At 27.2% G+C, this 16,493-nt stretch carries 16 protein-coding genes; 15 read left to right on the top strand and 1 reads right to left on the bottom strand.

Translation table 11 applies throughout. The annotated features are described in order from the left end of the window. The first annotated feature begins 1 nt into the window (after position 1). Entirely contained in the window at positions 2 to 1,840 is a 1,839-nt protein-coding gene (gene dnaK, locus QMD25_03630; GenBank protein MDI6861091.1) for a molecular chaperone DnaK, read from the top strand. Then, positions 1,840 to 2,931 (top strand): molecular chaperone DnaJ, encoded by a 1,092-nt coding sequence (dnaJ, locus tag QMD25_03635; protein ID MDI6861092.1) that lies wholly within the window; start codon positions 1,840 to 1,842, stop codon positions 2,929 to 2,931. The genes dnaK and dnaJ overlap by 1 nt, the downstream gene beginning before the upstream one ends. On the opposite strand, the gene QMD25_03640 is transcribed toward dnaJ, so the two are convergent. After that, a complete protein-coding gene (locus QMD25_03640) occupies positions 2,928 to 3,338 on the bottom strand; it encodes a hypothetical protein (protein ID MDI6861093.1) in 411 nt (136 codons plus the stop codon). The two genes, dnaJ and QMD25_03640, sit on opposite strands and share 4 nt — an antisense overlap. An 89-nt stretch (positions 3,339 to 3,427) precedes the next feature. Here QMD25_03640 and mraZ point away from each other — a divergent pair, with 89 nt between their 5' ends. The 13 genes from mraZ to QMD25_03705 are packed head-to-tail and all read left to right on the top strand — an operon-like array spanning position 3,428 to position 16,492. Next, positions 3,428 to 3,850 carry a division/cell wall cluster transcriptional repressor MraZ gene (gene mraZ, locus QMD25_03645; protein MDI6861094.1) on the top strand — a complete coding sequence of 141 codons (423 nt, stop codon included), beginning with the start codon at positions 3,428 to 3,430 and terminating at the stop codon, positions 3,848 to 3,850. Next, positions 3,850 to 4,725 carry a 16S rRNA (cytosine(1402)-N(4))-methyltransferase RsmH gene (gene rsmH, locus QMD25_03650; GenBank protein MDI6861095.1) on the top strand — a complete coding sequence of 292 codons (876 nt, stop codon included), beginning with the start codon at positions 3,850 to 3,852 and terminating at the stop codon, positions 4,723 to 4,725. Before mraZ ends, rsmH begins: the two co-directional genes overlap by 1 nt. Further along, on the top strand, positions 4,694 to 4,975 hold the full coding sequence (locus QMD25_03655) for a hypothetical protein (protein MDI6861096.1): 282 nt from the start codon (positions 4,694 to 4,696) through the stop codon (positions 4,973 to 4,975). Before rsmH ends, QMD25_03655 begins: the two co-directional genes overlap by 32 nt. Then, positions 4,953 to 6,656, top strand: a complete 1,704-nt coding sequence (locus QMD25_03660) for a penicillin-binding transpeptidase domain-containing protein (GenBank protein ID MDI6861097.1) — start codon at positions 4,953 to 4,955, stop codon at positions 6,654 to 6,656. Before QMD25_03655 ends, QMD25_03660 begins: the two co-directional genes overlap by 23 nt. Then, positions 6,640 to 8,100 (top strand): Mur ligase family protein, encoded by a 1,461-nt coding sequence (locus tag QMD25_03665; protein ID MDI6861098.1) that lies wholly within the window; start codon positions 6,640 to 6,642, stop codon positions 8,098 to 8,100. The genes QMD25_03660 and QMD25_03665 overlap by 17 nt, the downstream gene beginning before the upstream one ends. Continuing rightward, entirely contained in the window at positions 8,097 to 9,068 is a 972-nt protein-coding gene (gene mraY / locus QMD25_03670; protein ID MDI6861099.1) for a phospho-N-acetylmuramoyl-pentapeptide-transferase, read from the top strand. Before QMD25_03665 ends, mraY begins: the two co-directional genes overlap by 4 nt. Beyond that, complete coding sequence (gene murD, locus QMD25_03675; protein MDI6861100.1) at positions 9,065 to 10,438, top strand: UDP-N-acetylmuramoyl-L-alanine--D-glutamate ligase; 1,374 nt, start codon at positions 9,065 to 9,067, stop codon at positions 10,436 to 10,438. Before mraY ends, murD begins: the two co-directional genes overlap by 4 nt. Further along, entirely contained in the window at positions 10,422 to 11,495 is a 1,074-nt protein-coding gene (locus QMD25_03680; GenBank protein ID MDI6861101.1) for an FtsW/RodA/SpoVE family cell cycle protein, read from the top strand. The genes murD and QMD25_03680 overlap by 17 nt, the downstream gene beginning before the upstream one ends. Then, on the top strand, positions 11,492 to 12,508 hold the full coding sequence (locus QMD25_03685) for a UDP-N-acetylglucosamine--N-acetylmuramyl-(pentapeptide) pyrophosphoryl-undecaprenol N-acetylglucosamine transferase (protein MDI6861102.1): 1,017 nt from the start codon (positions 11,492 to 11,494) through the stop codon (positions 12,506 to 12,508). The genes QMD25_03680 and QMD25_03685 overlap by 4 nt, the downstream gene beginning before the upstream one ends. Next, entirely contained in the window at positions 12,501 to 13,877 is a 1,377-nt protein-coding gene (gene murC, locus QMD25_03690) for a UDP-N-acetylmuramate--L-alanine ligase (GenBank protein ID MDI6861103.1), read from the top strand. Before QMD25_03685 ends, murC begins: the two co-directional genes overlap by 8 nt. Further along, the gene (gene murB / locus QMD25_03695) at positions 13,858 to 14,802 is read left to right on the top strand and encodes a UDP-N-acetylmuramate dehydrogenase (GenBank protein MDI6861104.1); all 945 of its coding nucleotides are present in this window, start codon (positions 13,858 to 13,860) and stop codon (positions 14,800 to 14,802) included. The genes murC and murB overlap by 20 nt, the downstream gene beginning before the upstream one ends. Then, a complete protein-coding gene (locus QMD25_03700; protein ID MDI6861105.1) occupies positions 14,796 to 15,377 on the top strand; it encodes a hypothetical protein in 582 nt (193 codons plus the stop codon). The genes murB and QMD25_03700 overlap by 7 nt, the downstream gene beginning before the upstream one ends. After that, entirely contained in the window at positions 15,374 to 16,492 is a 1,119-nt protein-coding gene (locus tag QMD25_03705; protein MDI6861106.1) for a hypothetical protein, read from the top strand. Before QMD25_03700 ends, QMD25_03705 begins: the two co-directional genes overlap by 4 nt. The last annotated feature ends 1 nt before the right edge of the window (position 16,493 follow it).

Below are 16,493 nucleotides of genomic sequence, written 5' to 3' on the forward strand. Positions count from 1 at the left end.
TATGGGAAGAATAATAGGTATTGATCTTGGAACATCAAATTCATGTGCTGCTGCTATAATTGGAGGAAAACCAACAATTATACCAGCTGCTGAAGGTGTTTCAATTGGTGGAAAAACAGTTCCCTCAGTTGTAGCATTCACAAAAGATGGACAACTTCTTGTTGGAGAACCAGCAAGAAGACAGATGGCACTTAATCCTGAAAGAACAATAACAGGAATAAAAAGAAAAATGGGGACAAACTATAGAGTTAAAATTGATGATAAAGAATATACTCCAGAACAGATTTCAGCATTTATTCTTCAAAAAATAAAAAAGGATGCAGAGGCATTTCTTGGAGAAAAAGTTGAAAAAGCAGTGATTACTGTACCAGCATATTTCAATGATAACCAAAGACAAGCAACAAAAGATGCAGGAAGAATTGCAGGTCTTGAAGTAGTTAGACTTATAAATGAACCAACAGCAGCAGCATTTGCATATGGACTTAATAAAAGTGAAAAAGAGTTAAAGATTCTTGTTTTTGATTTTGGTGGTGGAACTCTTGATGTTACTATTATGGATTTTGGTGAGGGAGTTTTCCAAGTAATTTCAACAGCAGGCGATACTCAACTTGGTGGAAGAGATATGGATGAAGCACTTATGAATTATATAATTGAAGATTTCAAAAAAGAGACTAATATAGATTTATCAAAAGATCCAAAAGCACTTCCAAGATTAAGAGAAGCAGTTGAAAAGGCAAAAATTGAACTCTCAAGTGTGCTTGAAACAGAAATTAACCTTCCGTTTATAGCGATAAAAGATAATGAACCATATCACCTTGTTAAAAGAGTAACAAGAGCACTTCTTGAGGAGTTAGTTAAACCAATTATTGAAAGATGTCGTGGACCTTTAACTCAAGCACTTGAAGATGCAAAACTTACTCCAAGAGACATTGATAATATAATTCTTGTTGGTGGTCCTACAAGAATGCCAATTGTTCAAAGATTCATTGAAAATTTCTTTGGAAAACCTGCTGAAAGAGGTGTTGATCCAATGGAGTGTGTTGCAATGGGTGCTGCAATTCAGGCTGGAATTCTTGAGGGAAGTGTTAAACAAGAAATTGTTCTTCAAGATGTAACACCTTTAACTTTAGGAATTGAGACTCTTGGAGGAATTTTTACAAAGATGATTGATAGAAATTCACCAATTCCAATTAAAAAGACACAAATTTTTACAACTGCTCAAGATAATCAAACATCAGTTGAAATACATATACTTCAAGGCGAAAGACCTCTTGCAAAAGATAATGTTTCTCTTGGAAGATTTATTTTAGATGGAATTCCACCAGCACCAAGAGGAGTTCCAAAAATTGAAGTAACATATGAAATTGATGAAAACGGAATTTTACATGTTACTGCAAAAGATTTAGCAACTGGAAAAAGTCAAAATATAACCATTACTCAAGCAGTTAGACTTTCTGAAGAAGAAGTTGAAAGGATGAGAAAAGAAGCAGAAAGATTTGCAGAAGAAGATAGAAAGAGAAAAGAAGAGATTGAACTAAGAAATATGGCAGATCAACTTCTTTATACTGGAAGAAAGACAATAAAAGAGAATAGAGATAAAGTTAGTAAAGAGGTAATTGATAATGCAGAAAAGAAACTTGATGAACTTGAAAATCTTCTTAAAGAGAATAAAATAGAAGAGATAAGAAAAAAGATAGATGAAGTCAATGAAGCGCTCGCAAAAGTTGGAGAAGAAATATATAGAAAAGCAGGAACTCAAGGAAGTTCAAATGAACCACCAAAAGAGCAGGAGAAAAAAGATGATAAAGGAACAATTGATGGAGATTATGAAGTCAAGTAATGAATAAAGATTATTATGAGATATTAGGGGTGGATAGAAATGCCACCCCTGAAGAAATAAAAAAAGCATATAGAAAACTAGTTAAGCAGTACCATCCAGATTTAAACAAAAATAATCCTGAAGCAGCCAAAAAAATGGCTGAAATAAATGAAGCATATGAAGTTCTTTCTGATCCAGAAAAGAGAAAAAGATACGATTTATATGGTACTGCTGAAGGTGTAGGAGATTATGCTTATCAATATACTTCAGAGTCTCCATTTAGTGACTTCTTTAGAGATTTTGATTTTGGTTTTGAAGATATTTTTGACACATTTTTTGGTGGTGGATTTACAGAAACTCGAGAGAGAAAAAGAGTTGAAAGAGGAAGTGATATATATGGAAGAATTGAAATTGAATTAAGAGATGTTTTATATGGAAAAGATGTTGAAATTGAAGTTGAGAGAAACGAGATTTGTGATGCTTGTAATGGAAGCGGTGTTGAAAGAGGATTTAATAAAGAGAAATGCCCTACTTGTCATGGAACAGGCAAGGTAAAAAGAACTCAAAGTTCAATTTTTGGTCAATTTGTCACAATAACAACATGTCCAACTTGTAAAGGTGAAGGTGAAATAAATACACATCCTTGTAAAGTTTGTAGAGGGAGTGGAGTTGTAAAAAAGAAAAGAATTATAAAAGTAAAAATTCCACCAGGAATTGAAGATGGAATGAGAATAAGGCTTCAAGATGAAGGTAATTCATCAAAGAGTGGATTAAGAGGAGATTTATTTATTGAAGTTAAAATAAAACCACATCCATTTATTAAAAGAAAGGGTACAGATTTAATATATGAGGCTGAGGTTCCTTTGCTTAAAGCAATTTTTGGTGGAGAGATTGAAGTGCCGTATATTGATGGAAAAAAGAGAGTTTATATTAATCCCGGAACTCAATTTAATGATGAGATAAGATTAAAAGGCGAAGGTCTTCCTTATTTAAAGGGGAGAGGAAAAGGGGATTTTATTGTAATTGCAAAAATTAAAATTCCTAATATAAAAAATTTATCTAAAAAAGAGAAAGAACTTCTTGAAAAGTGGAAAGAATTAAATAAAGATTAAATTTTTCTTTCTCTCTCCTCTTTTGTAAAACAAAATCTTCTTACAAAACTTAAAATTCCTACTCCGATAACAGCATAAAGAATCTGCGTCATTGATATACCAGGATGGGTTAAAAGTTCTCTTACAATTATAATAATAAGAGTATCAATTAAAGCAAAAGTTGAAAATCTTACCAAAACTACCATTAACTCTAATAAAATCGCTAATAAAAGAATATAAGATAAGATCGTTTGATAGTGTGTTATTAAATCAAGAGGATTGGCAGTTAATGTATGTGTAATTATAAATGGAAGATATTTTAAAGTCAAAAGAAAAATAAAAAGTGTTAAAAGTGAGAGAAATGTGTCAAGTATTTTAATTATTGTTTTTATATATGTTCTAATAATATTAATTAAATCTGAATTCACTATCCCTCCTTAAATTTATTATACCAATTTGTCAAATTTATTATTTGTGGTAAAATGTGGTAATTTGTGGTAAAATAATAAAAATGTTTATGGGTTGTTTTGAGTATAAAATGGATGAAAAAGGAAGGGTGCTTGTACCACCCCAATTTAAAGAGGAACTTGGGGAAAAATTTATAATTACCCGTGGTTTTGAAAATTGCCTTTTTGTTTATTCAATTAAAGAATGGAATAGAATTTCAAATGAATTAGAAAAAGTTCCCTTATCTTCAAAAGAGTTAAGATTTTTTATGAGAATTTGGTTTTCATCAGCACAAGAAGTGTCAATTGATCAATATGGCAGAATTTTAATACCAAATGATTTTAGAAGATATGCAAACTTAAATCGTGAAATTGTTTTTATAGGTGTTTTAAATAGAGTTGAAATATGGGATAAAACACTTTGGGAAAATTATAAAAATTCAAATGAAATCTCTTATGAAAACTCAATTTTGAAACTTATGGAAGGAAGATGATGGAAATAGTTCATAAACCAGTCTTATTAAAAGAAGTTCTCTCTTTTATAGATTTTGAGAAAGCAAGAATTTTTCTTGATTTAACTGTTGGAGAGGGTGGACATAGTGAAGAAATTTTAAAAAAAGCAAGAGAAGACGCAATTTTAATTGGTTTTGATCTTGATGAAGAGATTTTAAAAGTTGCTGAAAAAAGACTTTCAGAATTAAGCAAAAAATTTTATTTATTTAATGAAAATTATAAAAATTTTCCAGAAGTATTAAAGAAATTAAACATTGACAAGGTAGATTTTATGCTTTTAGATCTCGGTTTTTCTTCATTTCAACTTAAAGAAGGTAGAGGTTTTTCTTTTTTAGATAAAGAAAGTTTGCATATGGGTTATAGCAAAAGTTTTAGAGGAGCAGATTATTATATTAATAAATTGAGTAAAAATGATCTAATTTATATATTTGAAGAATTTGGTGAAATAAAAGATAGTGAAAAACTTGCTTTAAAAATAATTGAAGAGAGAAAAAAGAAAAAGATAGAGTCAAGTTACGAACTTGCAAAAATAATTGAAAAGGTTGTAAAAAAGAGAGGAAAAATTCACCCTGCAACTACAATTTTCCAAGCATTAAGGATTTATGTAAATCGTGAATTGGACAATCTTAGAGATTTTTTATTAATTTTTTCAGATTACCTCAATATTGGAGGAATTGCAGAGATAATTTCATATCACTCTCTTGAAGATAGAATGGTAAAAAGAACTTTTAAAGAACTTGAAGAGATGGAAGTTGTAAAAATTTTAACAAAAAAAGTGATAACACCAACAAAAGAAGAGATAAAAGAAAATAGGAGATCGAGAAGTGCAAAACTTAGAGTTGTTCAAAAAATTTAGTTTTCTTCTAATTTTAATAATAATTCTAATATTTATCTATGGGTTTTTAAATTTTTACAATATGAGTTTGGAAAAAAGGAAAATTGAATTAAAAAAAGAGTTAAACTCTTTTAAAGAAGAATACATAGATCTTGTAATTAAATATGAAAGAGAGTCTAACCCCAAAAATCTTATTGAAACTGCTGTGAATAAATTAAAACTTAAATTTGGAAGTGTTGAGGTGTTAGTTGATACAGGAGAGGGTAACTAATAAAAAAAGAGATTTAAACAACAAAATTTTAAAAATATTTATTGTTATAGTTATATCTTTTACAATAATTTTTTTGAAACTAATATACATTAACATTATTAAAAGCAATGAATACAAAAATATTGCAGAAACACAATGGTTTGAAAATGGAAAAATAGTTAAAGCAAAAAGAGGCACAATTTATGATAGAAATGGAAATATTTTAGCAATATCTGTTTTGAGATATAAACTAATTTTAAATAAAAATCTTGTAAGCAATTTAGATAAGACACTTGAGATTTTGTCTGAAAGATTAAATTTAAATAAGGAAGAACTACTCAAAAAGGTAAAAGATAGTTCTTCTCAAGTTGTAATTCTTAATGACATAAAGGAGAGTGAACTTGAAAATTATAAAGATTTAATTAATGATGAAATATATTTTGAATCATATTATAAAAGAGTTTATCCATATGGAAATTTAGCATCTTACCTTCTTGGTGCAATGGGAGTTGATAAAGGTCTTGAAGGAATAGAATTCCAATTTGATTCAATTCTTAAGGGCGAAGATGGGATTATGGGTTTTGTAAAGGATGCAACAGGTAAAGAGATTCCTGGTTCAGAATTTATAATTAAAAAACCAAAAGATGGAAAAGATATATATTTAACAATCGATATAAATATTCAAGGAATGGTTGAAGGAGAACTTGAAAAAACATTTAAAGAGTATAAACCCAAAAGGGTTATTGGAATTATAGAAAGTGTTGAAACAGGAGAAATTATTTCAATTGCAACTATACCCAATTTTAATCCAGAAAATTTAGAAGAATTTTCTCTTTTTTCATATCCAGATCCATCTTATGGATTTAATTATGAGCCTGGTTCTTCATTTAAACCACTTGTTGCTGCAGCAGCACTTGAAGAAGATTTAATAAAAGAAGATGATAAGTTTTATTGTAAAGGTTATGCTGTTATTGATAATAAAACTTTTAAATGTTTAAAAGCCCATGGAGAACAAACATTAAAAGATTTACTTAAAAATTCATGTAATATTGGATTTATTGAAGTTGGCAAAAAAATTGGAGAAAAACTTTATTACTATCTTAAACTTTTTGGTGTTGGAGAAGAAATTGGACTTGATTTTCCATATGAAGGAAAAGGAGATATTTTGGATCCAAAAGATTGGAGTGCCACAACTCTTCCAACAATGTCGTTTGGTGTAGGAATAACTGTAACTCCACTTCAACAAACCTCTTTTTATCAAACAATTGCAAATGGAGGAAATAGATTAAAACCTCAAATAATTAAAAGAATCGTTGATAATAATGAAGTGGTGTTTGAATCAAAACCAATTTTAATAAAAAAAGTTATTTCAAAAGAGACAGCAGATAAGGTTTTGTCTTATCTTGATTATGTTGTAAATGGTGGTGGTGTGAGAAGTGCTATTATTTCTGGATATTCAATTGGTGGGAAAACTGGAACCGCTGGAGTTGTTGAAAACGGAAAATACAAAGAGGGTTATGCTGTTCTTTGGTTTATTGGAGTTATAACAGCAAAAAATCCAAAATACATAGTAACTGTTGTAGTTGATGGAATTGAAAGCCAAGAAGTATTTGCTGCTGGTATAGCAGCACCAACATTTAGAAGAATTGCTCAATTTTTGATAAACTATTATGGAATAGAAAAGGATGAAAAGATTAAGTGAGATTTTGAATGTTATTGATTATAAAAAGGTTATAAATTTTAAAGATCATGAAATTGAAAACCTCGCTATGAGAATTAATGAAATAAAAGAAAATACTCTCTATTTTCTATTTAAAGGAAGAACTTATGATGGAACTAAAAATTATGAAGAAGCAAGTATTAATGGAGTTAAAGCATTTATTTCTGATAGAGAATTTGAAATAAAGGAAGACACAACTTTAATTGTGGTTAATAATGTAAGAGATGTTCTTTATAAAATTTCATGTTTTTTATATGATAATCCATCTCAAAAGATGAATGTTTTTGGAATAACTGGAAGTAGTGGTAAAACATCAGTTGTTACAATTTTAAAAAATATTTTCCCATACTCTTCATCGATCAGTTCTTTAGGTGTTGAAATTTTAAATGAAAAAGTTTATGAACCAGAGACAACTCAAACTACTCCAGAATCACACTACATTCAAAGGTACCTTAATCTTGCATTAAAAAGAGGTTCAAAAAATTTTATTATTGAAACATCATCTTTTGCTCTAAAAGATAAGAGAGTTTTTGGAATAGATTTTAAGGCTTCAATTTTTTTAAACTTTTCAATTACTCATCATCTTAAGATTCATGGTACAATTTTAGATTATCTAAATTCAAAAATTCTCTTAAAAAGTTTAACAAATGGTCCATTTCTTATTAATTCCGACTCTCCTTACTCATATTTTTTTAAAAAAGATTCAAATAACTTCTATTTTTCATATAAAGAAAAAAAAGATTTTTCTGTTGTAGATTATGAAAAAAATAAAGAGAACTTTAAATTTACAATTAAACTGTTAGAAAAAACCTATAATATAAATTTAAAAGATGAATTTGATATTTATCCAGTTTTACCATCTCTTTCTCTTGCATATCTTACTAATCTTAACATTGAAGAGGCAATTTCAAAAATAGAAAATATGAATCTTAATCCTTCTGGAAGATGGGTAGTTTTGTCAAATGATCCTTTTGTTGTTGTGGATAAATCAAATACTCCTTTATCTATTGAATTTCTTGTTCAAAAAATAAAAAAGATTCCTTTTAAAAGAAAATTTGTTCTTTTTTCATTTTTTGAAGAGGAAGATAAAAGAGAAACATACATCATTTCAAAAATTCTTGCTGAAAACTTTAATTTCATTTTTATAACTCAAGATGATACACAATATAAAAATCCTTTTCAATGTAATATTAATTTTATTAAATTTTTAAGAAAATTTAACTCTAACTTTACTTTTATTGAAGATAGAAAGGAGGCTATAAAAAAGGCTCTTATTTTTACAAAAAAGGGAGATGCGCTCTTTATTTTGGGAAGAGGAGATCAAAAATATATGAAGGTTCGTATGAATAAGAAAATCCCTTTTAATGATATTGAGATTACAAAAGAATTAGTGAATGAAATTTATTTAAAGAGGTATTATTTATGATTGAAACTTTAATTATTTTTATATTTCTTTTTTTGTCTTACTTTCTCTTTAAAATTTTAATAATCTTTCAAAGAAAAAGAAAAAAAGGTCAAGTAGTTAGAGAAGAGGGTCCAAAGACACATCTTAATAAAAGCGGAACTCCAACTTTTGGTGGAGTTATTTTTATAATTTCATTTCTTTTAGTTTACCTTTTTTTGCCAAAAGATAGTTTATTAAATAATTTTCTTCTTTTTGTTTTTCTCCAAAGTTCAATAGGCTTTATAGATGATTTTATGAAAGTTATCTTAAAATCTCCATATGGACTTATTGCAAGATACAAACTTCCGCTTCAATTTATTTTTTCAATTCCCGCCTTAATTTATTTTATAAATACAAAACATAACTTAATTTTATTGCCCTTTACAAATAGATTAATAGAGATATCAATACCACTTTTTACTGGTTTATTTCTCTTTTTTGTAGTGGGAGGAATAAATAGTTTCAATTTTGCAGATGGACTTGATGGTCTTCTTTGTGGATTATCTTTAATTTTATTACCTTTGTTTATCTTTTTATCAAATGGAATTCCAAATTTAAACAAAATTTTACTTGCTATTTTTGGAACTCTTATCTCTTTTTTGTGGTTCAACTTTCATCCAGCAGAAATATTTATGGGTGATACAGGATCAACTTTTTTAGGAGCATTTTTTATGTATCTTATCTTTCTTTTTAGGCTTGAGATTCTTATGCCTCTTATTCTTTTTTTATTTGGGTTAGAAATAGTTTCTGTAATTCTTCAAGTTGGTTACTTTAAAATAACTAAAAAATTATATGGAGAAGGAAAAAGAATTTTTAAGATGGCACCAATACATCACCATTTTGAACTAATGGGAATTCCAGAAGAAAAGGTAACTGTTAAATTTTGGATTATTCAAATTATACTTGTTATAATAACTTTTTCTTTGATCTACTTTGGAGGAAGAATTTGAAATATAAAGGAAAGAAGATTTCAATTATTGGAATTGGTGGAACAAAAAGATCAGGTTTCTATACAGCACTTCTTTTAAAAAAAGAAGGAGCAGAGGTATTTGTTAGTGAGATTAAAAAAGAGGTAGAATTTCAAAAAGAGATAGAGGAGTTTGATAAACTTGGAATAAAGTATGAATTTGGAGTAAATAGTGAAAAGATACTTGATGGAGATATTATCGTACTTTGTCCTGGAGTTCCAAGAGAACACCAAATAGTTCAAAAAGCAAAAAGTTTAGGAAAGATCATTACAGGTGAGTTAGAACTCTCTTTTGAATTTATAAATGGTGATGTAGTTGGAATAACTGGTACTTCTGGAAAAAGTACAACAACTGCTTTAACTTATGAATTGATAAAAAGAAGTGGAGTTAAAACTCATCTTGGCGGAAATATTGGAATTCCACTTTCCTCACTTGTAATAAATGAAAGAGAGGGAATTTTTGTTCTTGAAATTTCTGCTTTTCAACTTGAAACAATAAAAAAATTTAGACCAAAAATTGGAGTTTTTTTAAACTTTCATGAGGATCATCTTGATAGATACAAAAATTTGGGTGAATACTTTTTATTTAAAAAAAGAATTTTTGAAAATCAACTTAAAACAGATTATGCAATTTTAAATTATGATGATGAAAAAATAAGAGATTTAAGTAAAGAGATAAATAGTAAGGTTTTATATTTTTCAATGAAAAAAGATGTTGAGGGTATTTTTTATGAGAAAGGAAAAATATTTTTAAATTTAGATGGTAATAAAGAGTATGTTATAGATAGAGAAGAAATATCACTAATTGGTGATTTTAACACAAATAATATAATGGCTGCCACTCTTGCTTCTTATCTTGTTACAAAAGATCTTAATTCAATAAGAGAAGGTTTAAAAGAGTTTAAGGCTCTTCCTCATAGATTAGAGTTTGTTACAGAAATTAATGGAGTAAAGTTCATAAATGATTCAAAATCAACGAAGCCAGAATCAAGTAAACTTGCTATTTCTTCTTTCCCCCCAAAAAAGATAATTATTATTCTCGGTGGTAGTAGTAAAAAGAGTGATTTTAGAGAACTTTGTGAATTAGTAAAAGAAAGAGCAAAATTTGCTGTTTGTATTGGTGTGACAAAAGATGAATTTGTAAAAATTTTCAATGAGATTGATTTTAAAGATTATGTAATTGCTGATGACCTTAAAGAAGCAATAAGAGTTTCTTATTCAAAAGCTGAGAGAGGAGACATAATTCTTCTTTCACCTGCATGTGCAAGTTTTGATATGTTTATAGATTTTGAGGATAGAGGAGAAAAATTTAAGGGTTATGTTTTGGAGTTAAAAAATGAAAAGGAGGTTTGATTTTATTCTTCTATTTCTTTTTGTAATTCTATATCTTTTTGGAGTCCTATGGCAATTTTCAGCAGGAAGCGTTGAATATTTAAAATTTGGAGAATTTTACACCTTCAAAAGACATTTAATTTTTGCTTCTATTTCATTTATCTTTCTTTTTGTTTCAATTTACATTTCTAAAAAAACTCTTCTTTTTTTAATAAAACCGATTTTCTTTTTATCAATCTTACTTCTTGTTCTCGTTTACATACCATATTTTAATCAAAACACACTTCATAAAAGATGGATTTATTTATTTGGATTGAGTTTTCAACCTTCAGAACTATTTAAGTTAACATCAATTCTTTATACTTCCTTTGTGCTTACTAGAGATTATCTTTTATGGAAAAGATTTACATATCTTCTACCTCTATTCCTTTATATCTTTTTGGGTGTTACCTTAATTTTATTTGAAACAGATTTGAGCACTTCAATGCTTATTTATTTAATTTTCTTTTTAATGATTTTAGTTGGAACATATAAATTTAAACACATTATAATTCCATCTTCAATTCTCATTTTATTTCCAGTGGCTATTTTAATGAAAGAAGAGTGGAGAATTAGAATAATAAGTACACTTAATCCCTTTAAATATATAACCAATGAAGGTTATCAAGTTGCTCAATCTCTTATTGCAATAGCATCTGGAGGTCTATTTGGTGTTGGATATATGAATGGAAAACAGAAATTTGATTATATTCCACTTGTTTCAAAAGATTTTATTTTTGCTTTAATTTGTGAAGAGAGTGGGTTATTGGGTGCATCTATTCTTCTTTTAATTCTTTTTTTAATTTTATATAGAGGTTTAAGAATTTCTCTAAAGGTGAATGATCCATTTTTAAAACTTTTATCATTTGGAATAACTACTCATCTTGTCTTACAATCTTTAACAGTAATTGGAGTGAATATTGGTTTTTTTCCAGTGACTGGCCTTCCTCTTCCTTTTATAAGTTATGGAGGTACTGCACTTTTAATTAATGGTATTGAAGCGGGTTTACTTCTAAATATCTCGAGGTATGTAGAATGAAAGTATTAATTGCTACTGGAGGAACTGGTGGACATATTTACCCAGGTATTTTAGTAGGAAAATATTTAAAAGAAAATGGAATTGATGTTTTATTTACAATTGGTAAAAGAAAAAGAGAAATAGAGATAATGAAAAAGGAAGAATTTCCTTTTGTTTCACTTCCTTTACCCCAGCCTTCCAAAATTTCATTTTATCCATTTCTTTTAATTTCTCTAATTTTTGCTTTAAAAGTAATTATTAAGTTTAAACCAGATAAAATATTTGCAACAGGAAGTTATTCATCATTTCCAATTCTTTTTTGGGCAAACTTTTTGAAAATTCCATATTATTTACATGAACAAAACACAATTCCAGGCAAAGTTATTAAGATTTTTTCGAAAAAAGCAAAAAAAGTTTTTGTCTCTTTTGAGGAGACAAAAAGTTATCTTAAAAAAGAAAATATAATCTTTTCTGGTTTTCCAGTTAGAGAAAATATTGGAAAAATTTCAAAAGATGAAGCAGTAAAAAAATTTAATATTATTTCAAATAAAAAGATATTTTTGCTTATTGGTGGTAGTGGTGGCTCAAAATATCTTCTTGAACTTATAAAAAAATTTGACAAAGAAATAGATTCTTTAAATCTTTTTGGAATTATAATTAAAGGGAATCAAACATTTGATGAGACTCTTTCTTTTGAAAATATAATTTTTGAATATATTGATGAAATTGAATATGCTTATGCTGTATCTGATTTTGTAATTGGAAGGGGCGGTGCAGGAACAATTTGGGAGTGCATAGTTTCAAAAAAGCCATCTCTTATTGTCCCTATTAAAACCAGTAAACATCAAATTAAAAATTCAAAAATAGTGGAGAAATTAAAAATTGGAGAAGTTTTTATTTCAGAAGATGAAACATTCTTTATTGAAAAGTTAAAGAAAATTTCTGAAAATCTTGATTATTATCAAAAAAATTTTTCATATTTAAATCTTCCAAAAACAAAAGATATAATATTAAAGGAGATACTTTATGAGTAAAAAAGTTCATCTAATTGGAATTGGTGGTTCTGGAATGATATCTCTTGCAAATCTACTTTTAAATCAAAATTTTTCACTTTCTGGTTCTGATATTTCAATAAACGAAAAGATTGAAAAACTAATTGAAAAAGGCATATATTTTTATTTAGGTCATAAAAAAGAAAATATTATAGATAAAGATATCATAATTTATTCATCTGCAATAAAAGAGGAGAATGAAGAGTTAGATTATGCAAAAAAACTAAATAAAGAAGTTTATCATAGAGTGGATTTTCTTAAAAAATTAACAGAAAACAAAAAGGTAATTGGTGTAGCAGGAACTCACGGAAAAACAACAACAACTTCAATTATCTCTCACATATTTGATAAAGCGTATCTTTCTCCCTCAATATATATAGGCGGAGAAACAGAAGATTTTTATTTTGGTAGTAAATTAGGAAGTGGTGAGTTCTTTATTCTTGAAACAGATGAACATGATAAATCATTTTTAAAATTTGAGATATATTTGCCAGTCATAACAAATATTGATAAAGATCATCTCTCCTTTGATGGACCATACAAAGGAGATTTTGAATCATTAAAGAAGAGTTTCATTGAATTTATAAATAGATCTCTATCAAAAAAAGTCGTTCTAAATCTTGATGATCCAGTTTTAAGAGAAATTAAAGATTTTTTAAATGTTCAAGTTATCTCATATTCAATTTTAGATAAAAGTGCCACATTTTTTGCAGAAATAAAAGAAGACAAGGGTTTGAGTCAAGTGGTTTCGTTGTATAAAAATAAAAATTTTATTAAAGATTTCATAATACACCTTCCAGGGTTTATGAATGTTTTAAATTCTCTTGCTGCAATTGCTACATCTTTTGAATTTAATATTGATAAAGAAACTATTTTTAAAAATATTGAAACTTTTAAAGGAGTTAAAAGAAGATTTGAAATTCTTTATGATAAATCTTTTACTGTTATTGATGATCATGCAGACCATCCAACTGAAATTAAAACAACTCTTTCTGTTGCAAGAAAAATTTATAAGAATAGAAGAATTATTCTTGTTTTAGAACCACATAGATATTCACGAGTTTTTAATTTAAAAGATGAATATCCTTTAAGTGTAAAAGATGCTGATATTATAATCTATTTGCCAATAGATCCAGCAGATGAATTAGAGACTCTTGGAATAAATGCCGAAATTTTGTATGATAAAACTAAGGTGATATATAAAAATAAAGAAATTTATTATTTTGATAAAAAAAGTGCATTAGATTATTTGATGAAAAACATTAAAAAAGAAGATGTTATTATATTTATGGGACCTGGTAAAATTAAAAATTTAGTTAAGGAGTTTTTAAGTGAGTTTAAGTCTTCTTAATGATTTTAAACTGATAAAAGGTAGAGTTTTTAGGGATTTTGAAATTAAAAATTTAACAACATTTAAAGTGGGTGGAAAAGTTGATTATCTTGTTATTCCAAAAGATGTAGAGGATATAAAAACAACACTTAAAATAGGAAAAGATAAGAATCTCCCAGTTTATATAATGGGCAATGGTTCAAACCTTCTTGTTTCAGATAAAGGCATAAGAGGAATTGTTTTAAGAATTTCAAAAGAAAATTTTAATAGAGTTGAACTGAAAGGAAACTTGATTACTTCTGAAAGTGGAGTTCCTTTAAGTGAACTTATCTCTCTTTCAATTAAAAATGGTCTTTCAGGACTCGAAAATCTTTATGGAATTCCAGGTGTCCTTGGAGGTGTTATTGCTATGAATGCTGGAACTGATGGATGTTCTATTGGCGATTTTATAAAGGAGATAAAAGCAATAGATGCCTCACTAAATCAAAATGTTCTCTCAAAAGAAGAAATAATTTTTTCATATAGAAAATCTTCAATTCTTGAGAAAAAGTTAATTGTTATTGAAGCAAAATTAGAACTTAAAAAAGATGATAAAGAAAGAATATTTAAAACATTAAGAGAGAAGATAAGAAAAAGAAAAAAAACTCAACCAATCAACTTTCCAACAGCAGGATGTGTTTTTAAAAATGAGGGAGAAAATAAAGCAGGATACTTAATTGAAAAAGCAGGATGTAAGGGACTTAAAATTGGAGACGCTGAAGTTTCAACTCTTCATGCAAATTTTATATTAAATAGAGGAAATGCAACATTTAAAGAGATAATATCTCTAATGAAATTGGTAAGAGAAATGGTTTATGAGAAATTTAAAATTACTCTCAATCCTGAAGTTGTAATTTTGGGAGAGGTTGAAGAGGCTCTCCCATTTAATGTGCTTGAGCCATGGTAAAGAAATTAATTTTAGTTTCTATTTTAATTATTTTAATAATTTTTCCTCCAATTTTTCCTAAATCTTTAATTGAAGGAGAAAATAACAATCTAAAATCATACTTTGGTTTTGTTTTTACATATTTTAATAAAGATTTACAAAGAGAATCTATTTTTAAATATAAGGTAAAAGGGTTTGAAAAAAGAGGAGTTGTTTTAAAAAATGAAACCTTAGGTAAATCTTTTATTTTTTCATCAGATGGGAAATTATTAAGTGTGGGAGAAATTAATGGTGCAATAACTCTTTATTTTAAAGAAGAAAAAGAGCCCAAAAAATATTATGAATCTATAAAAAACTTTCACTCACATTTCATCTATTTACAAGATATTTTAAAAGATTTTAACTTGAAACCCTATCTTGATATAGAAAAAGACGAAATTTATTTTGAAAACGAAGAAATTTTAATAAAATTAGGAAGAGAAAATTATAAAGAAAGAATTAAAAATGTTATTAATTTACTAAAGCATGAAAAACTCACAGGAACTATTGATGCAACATTTGATAAAATAATTTTACATAAAGGGTCAAAAAAATGAAAAATTTATCTGTCATTGAATTTTCTCCAAAAGATAAAATAATTTTTAATCTTTTCAGAATTGAAAATCATGATTTAAATTTAGTAGAAAGATATGAATTTGATGATATTAATTATAAAAATGGAAAAATATTGAAGGCTTCTCCTCTAAAAGAGAAAATTCAAAACGAAATTAAAAAGTTTGAAGAACTTATTGGATCATTTCAAAATATTATTACAATTTATGATAAACCAACAATTTTAAAAAAGAAATTTTTAATTAAAAGTAAAGTTGAAAGAAAATTTAGACAGATTGATATTGATAATATGTTAAACATAATAAAAACTTCTTTAGAAAAAGAAGGGAAAGAAATAGTTCATATTTTAAAAAATGAGTTTTTTATTGATGATAAAAGAGCGAGTAATCCACTTGGACAAAAAGGGAAAAATCTAATTGGTATTTTTATAATTTGTGCTATTGAAAAAGAAAAAATTAAAGTTTTAAAATCTCTTTTTGATAAAAAAGATTCACTTCTCGGAATACATTTTTCACCTCTCTTAATTCCTTATGGACTTAAAGATAGTTTTTCAAAAAATTTCATAATAGATATTGAAGATAAATTTACATATGTTCTTTTTGGTTATGAGAACACAATACATCAAATTGAATATTTAGATATTGGTGTAATGGATATATTAAGAGATCTCTCGTATGTTCTTGAAATTCCTCCAAGAGAAACAGAAGAGATTGTTTTTAAAAAAGGTGCTCTTGACTCAAGAGTTTTTTTGGATAGTGATTATCCAATATCAATTGAGAAAAAAGTTGCTTCAATGAGAGTATATGAGATTCTTGAACTTATTGAAAAAAAAGCAAAACGTCTTCCTTTTAAATTTTATCCAGAAGAGATTGTATTATGTGGAGAAGGTGCTAAAATAAAAAATATTAAAGAATTTACAAAAGAATTTTTTAATTTGCCAGTTTCAATAGGAGAGCCTGTGGAATTTAAAAGTGAATTAAAATTTGATGGTATTGATTTAATACATGTAATAGGTGCTATAAGAACTCTCTTTGAAGAAAAAGAGAGAGTATCGTTTTTTTCAAAATTTTTTAGGCTTTTTGAAAAAATTTTTGATTGAG

Source organism: Caldisericia bacterium, from assembly GCA_030018355.1.
Lineage (GTDB): Bacteria > Caldisericota > Caldisericia > B22-G15 > B22-G15 > JAAYUH01.